The following is a 19,686-nucleotide window of genomic DNA, read 5'->3' on the forward strand; positions in this document are numbered from 1 at the left end:
AAAGCCTCCCGTTTGTCGGGAGGCGATCTGCTCATTCATAATTGTTTTTCAGATTAGAAAAGTAATCCTCAAAGTGTCATAGATTGCCCATTTCTCGCCAAATACTCTTCTTTTTCCTTATAATCCGGCATTATACTTCCCACAAGTCTCCAAAATGATCGATCATGATTCATATGAGTCAGATGACAGAGTTCATGGATGATCACATAATCAATCACTTCAATCGGAGCCATTGCCAGACGATAATTAAAGGTTAGCTTTTTACTCGAGCTGCAGCTTCCCCACTTGGTTCTAGACTCTTCTATTTCTATGGCTTTAGGCTTTGCTTTTAGTTGTACTTGATATATTTTTATTCGTTCCCCAATAATCTTCTTGCAACTTACGAAATAGAACTTCTTGAGGTTCTTTTTAAGTTCTTCTTCATCTAACTCTTTTGTCTCAATTAACTCCTGCAAAAAATACTCTTTCCCCAGATAAAGGAACTTCCCTTCTTCTTGATACTCTCTAGACTTAGGCATTTCTCGAACCTTGGCAATGTATTGCTGCTTCTCCAGTATCCTTTTTCCATGATGCTCTACAGCTCGCCTAATCATCTCTTCACTTGTATGGTTGGGAACTTTAACGGTTACAAAACCAACAGAGTCTACTTGAATGGATATCTTCTTTCCGTTTCCATATTGAACATTACATTCTATTGTCGTATTTTCAAACTCAATCTTCATAGTTACCATCGTTTCTAAAAGTTTTTCTACCTATTATACCTTATTTTTTTTCAACAAGGTGAATGAGCTACTTATTCAATGCATCCACACAACCCATACATAGCACTCCTCATGTGTGGAGTACACAATATTAACAAATACTTTTCTATCCAACTACCACCTAAATTCAAAAAATGAAGTGCCTAAAGTTGGATAAGTCTTCCCTTTTATGAAAATGGTTTTCATCCATTGTTTCCAGCCTAACAGCATGTCTTTTGGAACAAATTCTCCTCTAAGCCCTTTCTAATTTTGTAAGGGTAGTGTCAAGTATAGTAAAGGCAGTGTGAAGTATAAGAAGAAGGGATAACGATATTGTGCTACGCTGGATCGGCATGATTATAGCCCTCCAAAAATATATATGATAGAATGGTGCTGAGTAATTTTTAGAGGCCTTTTTAAGGAGGGGGAGCTGATGGAACGACCTGTGGACATTTTGTCCGAAAATGATTTAACCATCGCTGTCATGCCCTGTATTCGTTCATCTGATCATTATTTGAAAACAGATGGATATATGCGTAATAGACCCATGGGACGCCAGGACTGGCACTTCATGTTTACTTTGTCGGGTAGAGGCGTCGTCGAGAGTGAAGAGGATACCTTCTATTGTAAAGCTGGCGATTTAGTGGTCATTCCTCCAGGATTGCCCCATTTCTACTATACAGAGCAGAACGAAGGCGTCTGGGAAAAAATCTGGGTGCATTTCATCCCGAGGGCTACATGGAAGCCTTGGTTAGAGCTTGCCTTCTCTTACGAGCGGGTGACGCATTTGCAGTTCAAGGAACAGATGCGTGAGACGATCGGGGATGCTTTTAAACGAATGCTGAGCTACTATAAGGGATCGTTCAACATGTTTAACCAAGAGCTGGCTCTGTCAACGGTCGAAGAAATCATTCTGGTCGCTTCCAACTCGCAATTAGAGTGTAAAGGACGTCCATTGGATGCGAGGATAGAGGAAATTCTCAGCTACCTTGAGGAGCATTTCTCGGATCACATTCAGATCAAAGAGCTGGCTAAGCTGGTCTGTTTGTCTCAATCGCGCTTAACCCACTTGTTCAAACACGAAATTGGCGAGTCCATCATCGAGACATTAACGAAAATCCGCAGCAACCAAGCAGCAAACCTGTTAAGAAGCACGAATCGACCGATCGTAGAAATTGCCTATTCAGTCGGTTTTCACTCCGCTAACTTCTTTAGTCGCAAATTCGCGGAATACTACGGAGAGAATCCGATGTCTTATCGTAAAAAACGAGCTTCCTCTTAATAAAAGCGCGCCCTTTCTGTTATTACGAAAGTGCGCGCTTTCTCTATTAGAGCACAATAGCTCTCCTCTTACTCGACGTTAGCCACTAGTCCCTGTATGCTCATAGGTAGCCTTGCTTTGTGCAAATGGGAAATATCGCTGAAGCCGAGGCAACGCGGTACAGCCCAATCGGCAGAGCGCTCATCCATCAATATCGTCGTTACAGAGCTAGGTGCCATCCAGAAGCCGGTCCACATGAGCGAAAGCGGCAGCTCAAGCAAATGAGAAAGCCATGTCACGCCAAAGCCGTGATGGCAGAAGATTGCAATTTTCCGTTTGTTGGAATCCAAAGTACGATATCTTCCTGCTTCTCTACGGTAGCCAAGCTTCTCCAAAAACTGATCAGACTCCTGATGGAGCTGCTGTAGCTTTGCTTCCAATCCCAAGTTGAGATAAGGGTCAAAAGTATGCCAATTGTCGTTGGTAGGGTATGGCTTGGCCTGCCGAAGCAGCTCGCCGTCCACATTCCATGCCGCTATGAGATTGTCAGGCGTTGATTCAACAGACCAGCCAGCTAGCTCCTGAAGCCATGGCATAATTGTCGGCTTGATATTCAACCGACGAGCAGTATACTCCATCGTGTGAAGAGCTCGATTGATTGGGGAACAGTAAATTTCGTCAATTCCCATATCTGCCAAGTGTGTGGCCAACGCCTCTGCTTCCAAGTGGCCAGCAGCTGTAATCGTGTCATTCTCGTAGTCGGGATCAGCGTGGCGAATAATATAAAGTCGCATATTTACCTACTTCTCCTTTGTTATACATTTTGAAACAAGATTAAAGAGCATTGATAAGACCGACATCATGGTAATCTAGGCTATAAGAACCTTCAGCATGAATCTCAATGACATGTAATTTTGATGTCTCTTCGCAAATCATAGCCACTCCGTTAATAAACGTGAAGCCAGGCTGCATTTCTCTAATTTCCGCAACCGGATGTACATGATGATGTCCAGCCAGATGAATAATCGTTTTGCCTTGGTCTGCTACCCGTCTCGCAAGCCCCATAAAACGCTCAACGGCCTTGCGTTCGAAATATTCCTCTGGTCCGCCTATCCCATTGTGGGCAAAAAGCAGAATCAGCTTCTCCGGACTAGAGATCATTTCATTCTCCAGCCACTCGAAGGCTTCTGAAGTAATCGTTCCTTCGCAGGTCTTATATAATCGATTTYCGTCTTCGCCAATATATGTATCAAGCATAATAATTCTAGCCGCCACTTCCCCGTTATTTACAGGGATCGAACGGTTAAATCGGCTTCCCGCTATCAAAGGCAGGTCCGCAATACCGAGCTGTTCCTCGAAAGCTTCACCTCCAATATTGAGGTCGTGATTACCAATAACGAAAGCTTTAGGGGATTCAATTTGATTCCATTCCTTCATAAAGGAATTCAGTGGCTGAGCCTTGTCGATCACGTCACCCGTACAAATCACGTAATCGGGCTTCTCACAGTTCACAATATCGACAGCCTGCCGCAGCTTGTCTTGGGAGGCATAGTAGTGTCGCTCCCTCCAGATTGCGCCAGGAACGTCCGGCCGCCCCGTTAACTCGTCCACCAAATGGATATCAGTCATCCAATACAGTCGTAGTGAATTTTGTTTCAAATTCATGGAGTTCACTTCCTCTCTTTATCCCCATCATAGAAAAAACAAAGCAAAAGATATATACATATTCCGCTGATTAACCGCATGATTCTGCTATTTTTGTTTTAGTATTAACATCTCTCCGAACCCCTGATGATTTTCATAATAAACCTGTTCAATCTGCATCAGGGGCTGGGTGGTGCAATCGTTAGAGCTCTCCCTGAAGGATGGCCTCGTTCTACACTTACTCGAATTCGTCAACCACTAATTTTGGCTTTGAGTCTCTTAATGGTTATTATTAATTTTTGTCCAAAATAAAATCGCCCATTAGTGGGCGATTGATTAGAATTATACACTCCACATGTGTGGAGAAGGTAATAGGAATTTACGTTTGTTGATGGTATGACAGTGGTCAATTAAACTAGGGTTCTAGGATAATATAACTACTTTCCCCAAATAGGTTCGCCAGAAACTGCATCTATATACCGTAAAGTCCGTTTCTCCCCCCGCTCATTGCATATAGTCGCGGTCGGTTCATACAATAGCCGATATGCAGTAACCTCTTGATTAGGGTCTAAGTGCCACTCAAGATGAAGTTTCATCTGTTCGGCATAGTAATCAAATACGGCTTCCGACTCGAGAATTGGATTGAAACCGCGTCCTACTAATTCTAGAATCATCTCATAAGAAACACCCATATAGTTACAGACGTCTCCCGTCGATGTGCTGACACTGATCGTTATTCTCTCATGGTTCACGGGGATTCCGTCGATATAAACGGGCAAATAGAAAAATTCACGTTCGCACGGTTCCCCATCTGATTTCTCTTCATCGATTTCAAGTTGGAGATAATCGATGTAGTCTGGAAATACGATACGCAGGAATTGTTCAGCCTTCTTCCAACACTGTTCCCGGTTTAGCGCTGGTGCTCCTTCCTTCCCGCGATCTAACCAATGATACCCGACCAGACGTCCAGTCGTTTTCTCCAGTTGTATCATGATCGAGGAGTCCCTAAAATGACGCAGATTATCGCCCCATTTTCGCTCCATGTAAGCATCTCTGGACAAGGGGTCCCGCTCTGGGTTCTCTTCCTCTTCCTCCTGCCCCCTGAGTTGATACAAGGATCTTATTCTCTCCCCGTCATCCGTCGACTTCTCTAGCACATAATGCTCTAGGTTGATGCCAAGCCGTTGTTCCCAAGACACCGTCTCGTTAGTAGCAGGCATCGGAACAGTATCGATTAGCAACAAGGGATGACTTGGCGGCATGACGTAGTGTTCCGGACCAAACAGATCACGGCCTGTTACAGCATCAATATTTTTATGGCCTAGAATCGGCTCATAAACTAATCGATATTCCTGTTCAGTTCCTTTCATTTCGTACATTGAAGGATCTAGAGAAACGATCGTTAGCGCCATCCGTAAATTGCTCCGTATATCCTGCATCACAGTATCCGCATCCACAATGGAGGGCGGCCATTCTGGCTTACGAGCCTTACTAGCCATTCCCCCATTTATATGATATCGTACGACGTTTAGTTCTGTATCCAGCGTCAGCCAACAACCCGTGCCGGGCAGTGGCAGCCCACCGACTTCCTCGCGAAACGTAAAGTCGACTCTATCTCTTCTTTTTTCAAGTAAGACTGACGTATATTCCTCAGGATAGGGAGCATGCTTCGCAACGAATTCATCGGCTGCCGCACTAGCCTCCCCATCTAAGCCTAACCGTTTAGCCTCCTCCTTGGTCTTTCTCACTCCTTCCCGATCGATAGCAAGCCGTGTCAGTTGTCCGGTTACTAGATCCAGTGTGATCTCAATTGTGTTATCCCGGTTTGCAGGGTCCTCCCAAATAAAGCACCGTTCTTTCTCATCGCCTTCGGGCATGTTGTCTTCCATCTCTAGCTGATAATGCTCGGGTATCATAACAATGGTTTTCGCTCTGGCCAAAAGCTTCTCTTTATCGATTGACACGTTTTCCCTCCTACTAAAAGCATCCTTTTACGCAATCATTACAAGCAATACCTATGAACCGCCATGATTTCCCTCCCAGCCTCCCATCATCAACAGTATTATCCAGCAACCTTTCACCGCATCAATTGCAAATTATTGCTAAGATCATCCTCCTCGAATTCTGCCCTTTTTTGATCGTGGATTCATGAATTCTTTACATTAATCTGACAATAAGAATACATACGAGTGCTATCCTTTTATCTTGTGGTCAGATTTTCCATCCTTGGTAATTTGCCTGCAAAAAAAAGGAGAGAAGGATAAAAATGACATTGAAACGAACACCGATGCTACGAAAACTGGTCTGTTTGCTGCTCGTAATCTTCATTATGACATCAAACATTCCTCGCATTCAAACGACCGCTTCCGCAGGCTCATCTTTACCCCATCTGCTGATTTCGGAAATCGTATTTAATTCTGTACAGCCAAGCGGTGCAAACACCGAGCCTTACGAGTACATCGAGGTATACAACCACAGCAATCAAACCGTCAATATGGAAGATTATAAAATCATTTATGAGTCATTCGACGGTTTGAATGTGCAGGAGTGGGATCTTACTGATGACAAGCCAGTGAATCCGGGTCAGACGATCGTACTGTGGAACCTCACGGATCCTGACAAAAACGGCGGAATCAATGATGATATAAATCTTTTCAATCAAACTTACGGAACGAGTCTCGCCGAATCGCAAATTGCAACCTTTCATGACGGAGTTATTTACAATACGGGTGGCCGCAGCGTGTCGATCGTCTCCGACAACGGTCAAGCCCCGATTGTGACGGCCAGCTACAACGCACCGGCGACCGGCGACAGTTCGGATTCGGCAAACGGGAAGAGCGTCACCTATCTCTCGCCAGTTGACGGTACGCGTCATATGGTCAAGCTGGGTTCCAAAGTGTATCCGACACCAGGCAGTCTCACAAACGATCAAGTCTTCGGAGACCCGGTAGATAATTCGGAAGACAATTTGAAACCGACCATCGACCATACACCTCCGACAAGCGCTATCGAGCCTCAGGACTATTTGGTGACAGCAACGGTCCATGATGATAATCAACTGGAATCGGTTATTCTGTATTATCAAACGGATAAGCAAAGCAGCTACAATTCAGTGCCAATGTCTGTAACGGGCGCTACTTATTCGGCAGTTATTCCAAAACTCGAATTGGATGCCGCATCTTCGGTGAATTATTATTTTGAAGCATCCGATGGCACGAATGTTAYTCACCTGCCAGAAGAACTAGACCAGACATTCCAATTGACCGTCTCTTCAGGCCAGCTTTACGACAAACTGCCTGAATTGCTCATTACCGAAATCATGGCGAATCCCGGCGCAAATCAAGCCTATGAGTATGTTGAAGTATATAACAATACGGATCGGCCGGTTTCGATGAAAGACTACAAGCTTAGAATTATTTATGAAAACGGGAATACTTTTGTTGATTGGGATTTAAACGAAGATAAATGGCTTCTACCCCAAGAAGCCATCGTGTTATGGGTCAATAATGCAGCAAGCCAAGGGAAGAGTGTGGATAATTTTAATAACCATTTTGGGAGCTCCCTGACAGAAAATCAAGTCATCCGTACGGCGCTAAATGGCGGAGGTATGAACAATTCATTAAAGCGTACGATGTCCATTGTTACGGATATGGGCACAGAGCTTTCACGGGCTAGTTATAATGATGGGCCTGTTATCGACGTTGTCCAGCTTAAAGGGATTGTTTATCATTTTCCAAAAGACGGTACGAACGTGATGGAGAAGCGAAGTTCTCAACCAGGGACCCCTGGTCAAGCGCTAGCGGATCAGGTTCCTTCGTTGAACAATGTTGTCAAGGTGGAGGATGACCTGTTCGCCCCCGTCATAGGTCATACACAGTCGATGCTCTCAACGCCTCCTGTTGACATCAGCGTGAACGCAAGCATTACCGACAATCAAGCGATTAAGCGCGTAACACTTCACTACAAATTAAGGGAAGACTTAGCATACACTGAGGTTAATCTAGAGAAAAATGCAGAAGGATTATTCCAGTCTTCTACAATATCTAAATATGACCTTATGAAAACAGCGGCTTTCGATTATTATTTCGAAGCTTCCGACGGACAGAATGTGGCTTCTACCATGGATCAGAACAACGGCAACGCTTATTCCATCGTGATAGAACATGAAGCTGTCGAACCGCTCCAATTGAATATTCATGATGGCGATTTCCTGTCCGGATCAAAGAGAATTCTTGGGTCAAGCAGTGACGAATCGGAGCAAACTTCTTTGCTGCTTGATGGCGTGAACGTCCCGGCATCCAAAGCATTGCGAGGCGATGTCACATTTATCATGGAAGTAGATGGATTCGATGCGAATTTTAAAAATGGACTTCTTGTCGACAATAAAGTGTTTAAGGTGTTCGAAGGCGTAAACGTCATTGGCTACGAAACGGTAGCCATAACAATTCCCGGTGAAGTATGGCAAGCCGGTCCCAACGTCATCTCTGTCTCTTCCGGCAATAAGGTAGGCCCTGAAGAAACGATCGACAATAATGACGATTTCAGCTTCCGGAACGCCAGAATTGTGCTTCCGGACGGAACGATCATTCCGCTTGACTCGACCAAAATCAAAATGGGAGACGGCACGTTTGTCAAAGGTCCAACCAGTTTGATTACGCTCGGCGATGGCAACTATAGCGATCTGACGGCTAAAGAGCGCGCGGATCTGACATTTGTATTCCCTCAAGAGAAGCTGACAGGGCGAGCTTACGAATGGGACACGACCGCGACTGCGGAAGGACCGCACACCATTGCTTTTCAGATAGACGGATCTGTTCCTGTCAGGGAACTATCGGCGGAAGTGGTTGTGGACAATACGTTGCCGTCCATCGTTAAGATGTCCATCGAAGACAATAAAACGTACAAAGGGCCGATCCCATTCAAGCTTGAAGCAGTCGATTCGTTGTCCGGCGTTGCAGAGATCAAGGGTACGCTGGACGGAGAAGAAATCACTCTGCCGACTGTTGTAAACGCCTTGCATCTAGAGCCCCATGTGAAACATGACTTTGAAGTAACGATTACAGATCGTGCAGGGAACTCACTCGTCAACAAAGTATCGTTTTTCGTGGTGGAAGAACATCCCAACAAGCCGACAGATGCCACTCCGATACAAGGTGCATCCGATGTGGATCTAAATGTAAACATGGGACTAACGGTTAATGATCCGACAGGTGATCCGTTAAAGGTTACCTTCTACAAGGCGCATCAGTACGATTTTACGGATAATTCGAAAAAGCAGGCATTCAGCAACAGCGTGGACCGTGAACCACCGCTAGAAATGGTTCCAACTGGTGAAACTCCATTTACAAATAAAGCGATCAGTGCGGTAAAAGCAATAGACGAAAATTATTTCTCTACGGAATCTAAGTTGGAATTCCCGTACCATCGATTCGAATTTGCAGTAACTGACGATTTAACGGGTATCGATCAAGTGGAAGTCGTCTGGCGGGGGCATTCCATGCCGGAACGTCAGGTAACGCTCTATACTTGGAACTATAACACCGGCAAATGGGAAGACGTCGCTTCAGGCGTAGGTACAGAGGACTTCACCTTAAAAGGGTTTGTCAAAATCGCTGACATGGTGAGGGATCAAAAAATTCAAGTTCTGGTGCAGGACTTGATTCCTTCTCCGGATCAGTACGATTTTACGTTCATGTGGATGAGTGATACTCAGTTCTATACGGAAAACTGGCCAGGTACTTATAAGACGATGACGCAATGGATCGTGGATAAACAAGAAGAAAAAAAAATCAAATATGTCATTCACACGGGAGATCTTGTAGAAAAATCCTATATTCCCGAGCAATGGCAGGTCGCAAACGATAGCATGAAAATATTGGAAGACGCCAATATCCCTTATGGCGTTCTAGCTGGCAATCATGACGTTAATCATGATGAGTTAAGGTATGACGAATATTGGGAGCATTTCGGCCGTCACCGTTTTGAAGATAAACCATGGTACGGCGGTGACAAAGATAACAACCGAAACCACTATGACCTGATTTCAGCGAACGGCAACGATTTTATCATTGTTTATTTGAGCTGGGACGTGTCGGAAGACACGATTGAATGGGCGAATAACGTACTCAGAAAATACCCAGATCGCAATGCGATCATTACAACGCACCAATACATTGCCAGATATGGCTTCTATGTAGGTCAAGGCAAAGAATTGTGGGATAACCTCGTCTCTAAACATGAGAATGTCATTATGGTGTTAAGCGGTCATATTCATGGAGCAGCTTATGCAGTGAAGCGTGGAGACAATGGAAATGTTGTTCATGAGATGCTGGCGGATTATCAGGGCGGACCTGAGGGCGGCCAAGGGTATATGCGTTTGCTGCAGTTCGATACAGAAAATAAAGAGATGCATGTATCGACCTATTCGCCATTGCTGGACGACTACATTTCCTTCGATGAAACGCCGGAAATTGAGGAATTTACCGTGCCGATTGACTTGAAGCCGATCGCTAAACAAGTAGCAACCGATTATATCGGGGTTAATGTGTACACGTCTCATAAAATCGGCGAGAAGCAAGGAGTTCCAAGCGGTAGTCGCGCGGAGGTGCTTTGGCAGTTGGACAGGCCTTCGTCTATTTATCACTGGTATGCAACGCTGGAAGACGAATACGGTGGATTTATTACTTCGGACGTTTATGAGTTTACGACAAAATCCGGCGGCAGTTCAGGCGGAAGCGGCGGTTCGGGCGGTTCAGGCAGCGGAAATCCGGATCCGAATCCACTTCCGGATCACCTGCTTGAAGTGAAGCCAGAAGATCTTGCAGCGCAGGATGGGGTCGTCACCCTTCCATTGATCGGTAATCAAGAAGGCGTTGCGCTTCCAGTGAATGCTGCCGACTTGCTTGGCCAAGAGGCATCTATCGTCTTGAAGGGTACCTTGTTTAAGTTAACCATTCCGTCAAGCGTTCTGGCGGAGGCTGCACGTTTGCTGCCTGTTGAAACGAGAAAAGACGGCACCCTGTTCGCCCAAGTGAAGCCAGTGGATTCAATCCGCAAACCAAACCTGCAACCTGACAGCAAGACCTACGAATGGACAATCGGAGTCATCAGGAAGGACGGAGTCGTATTCGCTTTGAACCCGTTAAAAGAGCCGGTCACTCTTACAATTCCGGCTTCTCAGGTAAAGCATCCGAAATTGGCAGGTCTGTACTTCATCGATAACGCGGGCAAGCCGCATCAAATAGAAGGCGATTTTGCAGACAGCAGTTACATTGCGAAACTGAAAGAACCGGGCTCCTACGCTCTGTACAGCTATAATAAACAATACGTAGATTTGCCTGAAAACCATTGGGCGTACGCCATCATTCAGGAACTCTCGTTCAAAGGCGCAGTAAATGGGATATCGGAAAACAAATTTGCGCCGGCAAAAGAAATTACCCGTGCGGAATTTGTAACGATGCTCACGCGAACACTCGGCCTGAGCACGGAGGTAATCAAATCTCCTTTCAAAGATGTCGCAGATGACGCTTGGTATGCCGACGCAGTAAATAGGGCTTACGCCTTGGGCTTGATCAATGGTAAGCAAAGCGGCCTGTTCGATCCGCAAGCTCAAATTACCCGCGACGAGATGGTCGTCATGGTCGTGCGGGCGATTGAACGGAAAACGGGAAAACCGATGACGGAGAAGGACAGCGACTTCAAAGATACGGATCAAGTCGACGGCTGGGCAGTATCTGCGGTCAACAAAGCTTTCACGAATCAATTGATCAATGGCCGTCCCAATGGGATGTTTGAACCGAAAGGCGTGGTCACGCGAGCAGAAAGCGCAAAGCTGGCGCTGTTCTTACTAAATCAAACGAGTAGTTAAATCAGTGACGCCATTCCAGACCTCCGAATCCCCGAATCGATACTTGGGAGGACGGAGGTCTCTTCTCTTTCCCCACCCGGTAATGTCGCCTTTCTTATTCATTATCCTTACTCTGATTCCTTTATCAGGGTCCTAATTCGTTTGAGGTTGACCGCAAATATAGCCATCGCACCTTGGATCTGCATACCAAACAGACCCGCGGATGATGACACATCATACCCGTGTCTGTGTTTCAATTCACTGTTTTTCGCTTCAATTTTATAGCGTGATTTTGCTTTTTCTCTAAATTCATCACTATTTTGATACACTTCTTGGTCTTTGTGTTCTGTCGATTTAATTGTCACAGAGTAGGTTTTACTTTTTGCCCCCTCTGTATAACAACCTTCACGAAACGGACAGCTCTTACATTGCTCCACATCAAAATAATAGGTTTGAATTAAATTCGAATTCCACTTCCTTTTCAACCGTTTGAATCACTTTTTTGGCAATAAGCTAACTCATCTGCCACTTCATTCGTTGTTGATTTTGGTGGGAATTTTTCTTTCATATTTTCATCGATTTGATAGACGGCTTTCCGGAGTAACTTGGATTTCTCTACAAGGAATTCTTTCGGCGATTTTTGGTTATACCGCGCTTTTGTATGTGTGGCGTCGACGATGATTGACTTACTTTTGATGAGTTCCTTTTCTAGTGCAATTTCAACCGTTTTTTAAATGAGCAAATCTAACAAGCCCACGTCTTTAAGACGGAACTTTCGGAATTTAGTTAAGGAACTAGGATTGATGACGATATCTTCCGGTGCCATATCGAGGAAATATTTAAAGGACATATCATATTTAGAACGTTCTACAACATCGACATCTGACAAGTCGAAAATTGATTTGAGCAATAAATATTTGAACATCCGAACAGGTGGTACTAATAAAAGGGCTTAAGTTAAGAGATTGCTGATTGGAAATCATCGTAAACACCGCCTAGATTTAGTACTCCTATTATACAAAAAAATTCCTCTACCTCAAAAATCGAGATAGGGGAATTTATTTTCTAATAGGTGGACTTTTTCAGTGGCCTCCCTAGTAACAGGTAGGGGCTCAGGTATGTAATTTAGAGGTCTGAAAAGCTAAATCCTAGTTATCGAATAGGCAATTGTACGACCACTGTCGTACCTTGGCCTACCTGACTTTGCATTTCGATGCTCCCATGATGAAGAGTCACGATTTTCTTAGCGATGGCAAGCCCTAGGCCGTTACCCCCGTTGCTGCGGTTCCGTGATCGGTCCGTTTTGTAAAAACGTTCAAAAACATAATCGAGCTGCTCTGGCGCTATTCCGATCCCCGAATCGGTTATTTTGAAGAAGATTTCATTCTCTGAATGGGTAATGCCTATTTCAATATGTCCGCCTTCGGGTGTGAACTTGATGCTGTTGCCAAGTAAGTTCATCCACACTTGGTTAAGCTGGTCCTGATCTGCCGTTATTTTGACTGTATCAGCCATTTCTAGATCGATGTGAATGCCCTTGGCCGACCATTGGGGCTCACAAGTAACGACAATTTGCCTAATTTGCTCGTCGAGGTTATATGTAATTGCCTCAAATGGATGCTGCTCCGAATCTAAGGAAGCGAGTTTCAGCAAATTATCACTAAGTCTGGAAAGTCGCCCGCTCTCTGCGATAATGATATCTAGGTAATAATTCCGATCACTATCCGCTACTAAGCTACTGTTTTTCATAGCCATAGCAAAACCGGAAATAGACGTCAGAGGAGTTTGAATTTCGTGAGAGACGTTCGAAACGAAATCCTGCCTCATCTGCTCCAACTGTTTGAGCTCACTTGCCATCTCATTAAAGCTTTGGGTCAACACTCCCATTTCGTCCGGATGTTTTGATTTAATTTCCACGTCGAAATCTCCCTTCGCAAGTCGTTTGGTCGCTTGCGTCAATGCTTGAAGGGGTTTTACCAAATATCGGGCCGCAATGAGAATACACAGACTTCCAATCAACAGTCCGATCAGCAAGACGAGCAGCATCATTCGATTCATGATATCCTCGTTCTGCGAAGAGTACTGCATAAACATAGCATGAGGCTCACCTTCGAATGGAAAGGGAATACCGATGAACGTTTGTTCAACCTCTCTAGGAGAACGATAATATTCTCCACCCAGCACCTGCCGAACCGCTTTCGGCTCGACTTCAACGTTATTCGTATTTTTTAAGCCGTACTGCGTCACGTTACCGGAATCGTCATAAATTTGAATCGGATGAGCGGATACCTTTACCATACGTTTTATGAATGCATCCCGATCAACGGGTCTTGTTTGTTCATAGAGACGTATAATCTCCTCGCCTACTGCAATCATGTCGTTCTGTCCTACATGGTTTATTTCTTTTTTGAAAAGAAAGTGGCCAATAAAGAAAGAGGATAACAGGCTGAAGATAATGACGGCCAGAAACGTACAAATGATACGGAAGTATAAGGTTTTTATCATGTGATCACTAGCCGGTAGCCCAGACTACGCGCCGTTTCAATTTGAAAATGCTGCGAATCGCCCACAAACCTTTCCCTTAGCCGCTTAATGTGGACATCTACGGTTCGGTCATCACCTTCGTAGTTCTTCCCCCAAATATGAGCGATCAACTGTTCCCGAGTGAAAATTTGCCCGGGATGGTTAGCCAGCTTGAACAGCAATTCGAACTCTTTTAACGGCAGATTAAACGTTTCATCTCCCCGAATAACTTGAAAGCTGCGACGATTCAGCGTAATGCCGCCGAGCTGTATGGTTTGTGAAGAGACAATCATATAACGTTTCAGCAATGCTTTTACTCTCATCACAAGCTCCATTGGATCGAACGGCTTCGTTAAGTAATCGTCTGTTCCGAGCTGAAATCCCTTCACCTTTTGTGCCGACTCACCCTTGGCCGTGACCATCAAGAGAGGAATATTCGAATCTATGTGCCTGATCTCTCTGCACAATTCCCAACCGTCTAGTTGGGGCATCATAATGTCGAGGATAACCATATCTATTTGAGAGTTTTCTACAATCGCCAGCGCTTCCGCACCGTCACTTGCCTCTACTATCTCGAATCCTTCATTCCTCAAAAATAAGGAGATCAGCTCACGAATATGTTCATCGTCATCTGCGATAAGGATTTTGGCCATAAGAATATACGCCTCCAGTCTCTAACATGTTCCTTCCGAATCGAATGGGGGAATTATAGCTTAACCAAACTGCCATCCCAGTAGATTCCAATGGTAGAAGAAAAGACTCAATACCACTGCCGATAATGCCACGAGCGAGTAATGCACGCGCTTCAGCACCGTCCAATATTTGTTTTTCCATGCCATTACACTTAAAACTATCATCGCTATAGTCAATCCAACAAGTATGATAGGCATGAACAAGTAGACATTTAATGATGGTGTAATGCGGCTAAGCCGATCAAGTAAGTCCATATTCAACACAATGACGAACGTCGCAGCGCAGGTTACTAGTGCCCAAGCAGCGGTAGCCGCCGACAACCGAACTGCCCATTTCTGCGCTTTCGGCATCTCTTTAATTTCACGCCTGCGATAAACAAACCCAGTCAATGCCGTAATGAACAGGACGACCGAGAATGCTAGCAAAGGAGACCAGAACTGCGTCCTATCAATCAGCGCTGTGCGTTCAAGAGGCATCGCCATTAGAAAATCAAGAAACAGATGAGTGACCTTCCCCGATTCATCCGTTCGGAATGCAATCTGATGCGTGCCTCCGACTTCCTGAAATAAATCCGGTTCGATTTGTGCGTATACTTGCTGTTCAGCCCCACTGCCAATCGTTAGTCTGTTACCTGCAGCATCAATACTGATCTTGGCCAAAAAAGTGAAAAACTTATCTATATCGCTGTGATTACGACGCGTGAATTGATAAGAACCAGCGTATTTCTGCACATTATCAAGCTCGGAAGATGCAGGAGGCAGCTTAACCTCTTGTGATGGAAAGTATCGATCGAAAAAGGCTTTCGACAACCCTGCCGCTGCTGTTCCGCCTTCACCACCGCTATAAGATACGAAAATACCGATTTGCTTATCTGGTACAAGATAAAGCTCCGTATTGAATAACGTATCAGCGCCCCCATGGGAAATCAGGCGTAATCCGTTCATATTCAGTTCGTAAAAACCAAGATCCATTGCTGGGAAATTGTCGTGAAACATGTATGCTGGCGCATGCATCAATTGGGCGGTTTCAGGTTTTAGTATTTGTTTATCACCGTATCGTCCATCTTGAAGATGGGTGATCATAAAATGAGCCATATCGATTGCTGAGACAGATCCCGAGCCTGCAGGACGGAAGCCTCCCTCAAATGTTCGCGGCTTGGCCGTGAATATGCCGTTTTCCCTAGCATAGCCTAGTACTTCATTGGACTCTAAAGATGCCGGAACAGGCTCCTGAACCGTGGCATATTTCATGTCGAGCGGTTCGAAAATATTTTTCTGTATATAGTCATCAAAAGCAATGCCGCTAACTTCTTCCACAATTAATCCTGCCAACGAGGCGCCATAGTTGGAGTAAGCAGCCATCTCACCAGGAGGTCGAACCAACGCCGGCATATGCTTGGCTAGTGTTTCTGAAATCGATACCGGCAGTTTCATAGGATCGGTGGTAATTTGATAACCAACTCCCCCCTCCTCAAATCCTGCCGTATGGGTCATGAGATGACGCATAGTAATCGGCTGCTTATAGGTTTTCGGTATTTTTACTGTTTTTAAATAGGTATTGACGTCTGTATCGAGATCAATATTGCCCTGCTCGACCAATTGCATCACAGCCGTCCAAGTAAACAACTTCGTAGTTGAAGCAATCCGAAATAGATCGGTTTCTGGATCGGCTAGCTTGCCTTCTTCTATATTAGAGTAACCGTACCCTTTAGCGAACAGGACCTCTCCATCCTTAACGATCGAAATGACCGCTCCTGGAATTTGGTATGTGTCCATATGCCCTTTCATAATGCCGTCAATATAAGCCGAAAGCTGGGCGGTGTCGTTCAAATCCGCTGCTCCCACTGGATTAGCAGATAACAATGTAGAGGAGGAAAGCGCCGCCGACGTTGGTGACTGAGCCCCCAATAAACTCGCTGCTACCCCGACAACCAGTAATACCAGTAAAATCATTTTGCATGATATCTTATTGATAGATGATGACATGATAAGCCTCCAACATTAAGCATATTTGTGTTCTCTCGACTTTCAATGGAGAGCATATCACAAACATGTGAACGGAGAGTGAACCATACCAGCACCCGAAAACCAACTCTACATAGCAGATCTTCTCACCTACTTCACCTCACCTAAGTTGGATTTCTCTTTCGGTCCTTTCAACTGTTTGCGCCACTCCGCCGGACTTTGCCCATAGCTGGCTTTGAATAACCGGGAAAAGTAATGAACGCTGGCGAATCCTGTCTCTTGGACGATGGCGCTAATCGGTAGATCACTTCCGGACAAGTAGCTGGCTGCCGCCTTCAAGCGAAGGTCTCGAAGGTACTCGAATGGCGTCATCTTCATGTGTTTCTTAAATAGCCGTACGAGATAAGAAGGATCAAGGGTAACAACCTCTGCAAGAGCTTCCAAAGTAACGTTTTCTTTGTACCGCCAATCCATGTAATCGATCAGCAAATCTACTGCGGCGCGCGACTTGTGCTTCACCTTACGGTCTTCGGCTGCTCCATTCCCCCGGTACCCAAGAATATGGGCGATAAGCTTGTACGTCTTGCGGATCTCCAGCAAGCACACGTCCCCGAGATTCGAATCTTGTCCGGCTAAGCCCGTCGATTGAAGATGGTAGACGAAATCGAGAGATTGAATAATAGAAGATGCGAGCATTGTTTTGGAATAGATGTCCTTACGTGCTTGCATGAAATTCCATTCATCCACTTGCTGATCAGTGAACGGGAACTCCTCCATTTCATCAAGTTCTAGGAAGCGGAATTTCGCTTCCGCTCGCAGGCTCTCGAGCTCATGCGGCGTCGAGGCAGATAAGATGAACACGGCCGGCGCTTCCGCTTCGCAAGCATCCCCTCTCCACTTAAACCTTACTTTCCCTTCGGTAATATAGAGAATTTCATAACTCGACGGATGCATTCCCCCGCCTGGCAACTCCGCCGATCGAGATAAGGTTCCCGCTCCGCAATGTCTGATTTTCAACAAGACCCCTCCTCATTTACTTAATGTCAATATTGTTCAAATCATATATTTATAAAATCACCGATTAATACTGTAAATAAAGAAGAATCAAGGAATAATAAGGACTATACCGTGATAAGATGTTCACTATTCCCAGTATATATCTAAACTCATTAATAGCAATAATCGAAAAAGCACACCGTAGACGTCAGAGACGCTTGGATGTGCTTATCTACCCTATCAAATATTTGATTCTCGCCAATTCTTCCTTATTATCCAACTAATCCAGATGAGGGATCTTTCGGTCAAGGATAAATATCCCTACTCACAGACGCCTCGTATTTACGATGTCAATAATGTGCAAATGAATATCACTAATAACCTCGTTTACTCTTGAAATTAAAGGTGATTAAATTGTCTTCGAGGAATATGTGGTGCAAATACAAAATACCTTCTCTATTGTACACTTATACCATTACAACATTATATTATGTATATGAAAGTAGGGCGATTTCTATTAAAGCACTGCAAATTATTGGTGAGAATGCATACGAAATTATTAATATTCCTTCGGAAGCCCCCCAAGAGGATCAAGTGACAGTACGCATCGAGATCGTATCAACATGCCCGCGTTGGGATATGAACATGATGGGCGGCAAAGACATGTTTGACGCATCCAAGAAGCCTGACTATCCCTTGCTTCCCGGATTCCCTGGGCATGAGATGGCCGGGACTGTCATTGCGGTGGGCGACAAGGTTACATCGCTAAAGGTTGGAGACCGAGTAGCGGCTTTGGAGCATTTATTCGGTAACGGCGCCTACGCGGAATTTTTAAATTATCGTACGCACGAATTGATTAAGCTTCCCGATACGGTGGACTGGAAACAAGCCGTATCCTTCGAGCTGCTAAAGTGCGTATTAATCGGACTGCTGCAGTTCGGTGATATGACCGGCAAAACAATGCTCGTATCCGGACTAGGCCCTGCCGGAATACTTGCGATGCAAGCCGCCCGCCTAATGGGAGCTTCGAGAGTGATCGCCGTCGATATCAACCATGATCGAATCGCGTACGTGAACGGGCTCGGAATCGGATTGGCGAAGCATTCAGACGATTTGGAAGATGAGCGCTTTGAACTCGGCTACGATTGTGTCGGGGCTGCACCTTCCGTACAAAGTCTGTTAGCGAGAATCGACTCTCATCTGGTCATCTTCGGAGTGCTGAAGGGCGAAATCCGCTACGGAGATCATCTCTGGTTAAAGGGCATTAAGCTGGAATCCTATAAGTACCGGAACTTCGGGGAAAGCGATCAAGCCCTCCTTCTTGATCTCGTAATCAATAAAGGCTTGAACACGGAATGTCTACAAACGCACCACATGCCTCTATACAGATACCAAGAAACGGTCGAGCTGCTGAAAAAACAAGAAGCGATCAAGGTTTACGCGTACCCTCCTACTGATTTCGTCGCTGCTGCGAAGGAGGGATGACATGCATTCTGAAGCCGTCGTGTTTACAGGTGTAAGACAGGTTTGTTATATGGAAGTCGAAGTTCCCGAGCCAGGACCGGAGGATGTCGTGATCGATCTCGAGTACTCATGGATCAGCAACGGCACGGAATCCTCATTCCTGTACGGGGAGAGAATTTCTGGAGAACAAGTAACCCGGCCGGGAGACGCATTGCCATTCCCCCAAGTGGCCGGTTATCAGAAGGTCGGCATCATTAGAAGCGTCGGTAATCAAGTAGTAGGCTTAACACCCSGGGACCGGGTGTTCGCTTCTATCAGCATGGTAAACGGAATGATGTTCGACTCTGGTGGTCACATCAATCCTTCTGTCACTCACGCCAGCCAAGTTTGGAAGCTGCCTGAGGGCGCAGATCCTATTGCATATAGCGGAATGGTTCTCACCCAAGTCGGTTACAATTGCGGCGTTCGTCCAGCTGTAACTCCTGGTGATATTGCTGTGGTAATCGGTGACGGCATGGTCGGTCAATGGGCCGCACAGACGCTCGCTCATAGGGG

Annotated in this window: 12 protein-coding genes and 1 pseudogene; 4 read left to right on the plus strand and 9 right to left on the minus strand. The window is 45.3% G+C overall.

What is annotated here, in order from left to right:
• Positions 1-68: 68 nt before the first annotated feature.
• Positions 69-722 (minus strand): M48 family metallopeptidase, encoded by a 654-nt coding sequence (locus AC1DWN_RS08305; RefSeq protein WP_477558431.1) that lies wholly within the window; start codon positions 720-722, stop codon positions 69-71.
• A gap of 451 nt (positions 723-1,173) precedes the next feature.
• On the opposite strand from AC1DWN_RS08305, the gene AC1DWN_RS08310 reads away from it, so the two are divergent.
• A complete protein-coding gene (locus tag AC1DWN_RS08310; protein ID WP_477558432.1) occupies positions 1,174-2,022 on the plus strand; it encodes a helix-turn-helix domain-containing protein in 849 nt (282 codons plus the stop codon).
• A 68-nt stretch (positions 2,023-2,090) separates the two neighbouring features.
• Here the strand turns inward: AC1DWN_RS08310 and AC1DWN_RS08315 are convergent, their stop codons facing one another.
• The 3 genes from AC1DWN_RS08315 to AC1DWN_RS08325 all read right to left on the minus strand — a co-directional run bounded on the left by AC1DWN_RS08315 (position 2,091) and on the right by AC1DWN_RS08325 (position 5,609).
• Positions 2,091-2,795, minus strand: coding sequence for a histidine phosphatase family protein (locus AC1DWN_RS08315; RefSeq protein ID WP_477558433.1), 705 nt, complete (start codon positions 2,793-2,795; stop codon positions 2,091-2,093).
• A 40-nt stretch (positions 2,796-2,835) separates the two neighbouring features.
• Positions 2,836-3,666, minus strand: a complete 831-nt coding sequence (locus AC1DWN_RS08320; RefSeq protein ID WP_477558434.1) for a metallophosphoesterase family protein — start codon at positions 3,664-3,666, stop codon at positions 2,836-2,838.
• A 416-nt stretch (positions 3,667-4,082) separates the two neighbouring features.
• Positions 4,083-5,609: a YcdB/YcdC domain-containing protein gene (locus AC1DWN_RS08325; RefSeq protein ID WP_477558435.1), complete on the minus strand. Its 1,527-nt coding sequence runs from the start codon at positions 5,607-5,609 to the stop codon at positions 4,083-4,085.
• Between the two features lie 302 nt (positions 5,610-5,911).
• Between AC1DWN_RS08325 and AC1DWN_RS08330 the strand changes: the two genes are divergently transcribed.
• Positions 5,912-11,512, plus strand: a complete 5,601-nt coding sequence (locus AC1DWN_RS08330; RefSeq protein WP_477558436.1) for an S-layer homology domain-containing protein — start codon at positions 5,912-5,914, stop codon at positions 11,510-11,512.
• A 107-nt stretch (positions 11,513-11,619) separates the two neighbouring features.
• Here the strand turns inward: AC1DWN_RS08330 and AC1DWN_RS08335 are convergent.
• The 5 genes and pseudogenes from AC1DWN_RS08335 to AC1DWN_RS08355 form a co-directional block, all read right to left on the minus strand.
• A pseudogene (locus AC1DWN_RS08335) lies at positions 11,620-12,425 on the minus strand (transposase); the annotation flags it as partial.
• A gap of 218 nt (positions 12,426-12,643) precedes the next feature.
• Complete coding sequence (locus AC1DWN_RS08340; RefSeq protein WP_477558437.1) at positions 12,644-13,867, minus strand: HAMP domain-containing sensor histidine kinase; 1,224 nt, start codon at positions 13,865-13,867, stop codon at positions 12,644-12,646.
• A gap of 125 nt (positions 13,868-13,992) precedes the next feature.
• Positions 13,993-14,667, minus strand: coding sequence for a response regulator transcription factor (locus tag AC1DWN_RS08345; RefSeq protein WP_477558438.1), 675 nt, complete (start codon positions 14,665-14,667; stop codon positions 13,993-13,995).
• 60 nt (positions 14,668-14,727) lie between these two features.
• Positions 14,728-16,692, minus strand: coding sequence for a serine hydrolase domain-containing protein (locus AC1DWN_RS08350; RefSeq protein WP_477558439.1), 1,965 nt, complete (start codon positions 16,690-16,692; stop codon positions 14,728-14,730).
• Between the two features lie 129 nt (positions 16,693-16,821).
• Positions 16,822-17,688, minus strand: a complete 867-nt coding sequence (locus AC1DWN_RS08355; RefSeq protein WP_477558440.1) for a helix-turn-helix transcriptional regulator — start codon at positions 17,686-17,688, stop codon at positions 16,822-16,824.
• Positions 17,689-18,081: 393 nt separating this feature from the next.
• Here AC1DWN_RS08355 and AC1DWN_RS08360 point away from each other — a divergent pair, with 393 nt between their 5' ends.
• Together AC1DWN_RS08360 and AC1DWN_RS08365 are read left to right on the plus strand one after the other, a co-directional pair.
• Entirely contained in the window at positions 18,082-19,152 is a 1,071-nt protein-coding gene (locus tag AC1DWN_RS08360) for a zinc-dependent alcohol dehydrogenase (protein ID WP_477558441.1), read from the plus strand.
• 1 nt (position 19,153) lies between these two features.
• A partial coding sequence (locus tag AC1DWN_RS08365) for a hypothetical protein (RefSeq protein WP_477558442.1) occupies positions 19,154-19,686 on the plus strand: 533 nt, incomplete at its 3' end.

It is taken from the genome of Paenibacillus sp. P4_A7 (genome assembly GCF_056402455.1).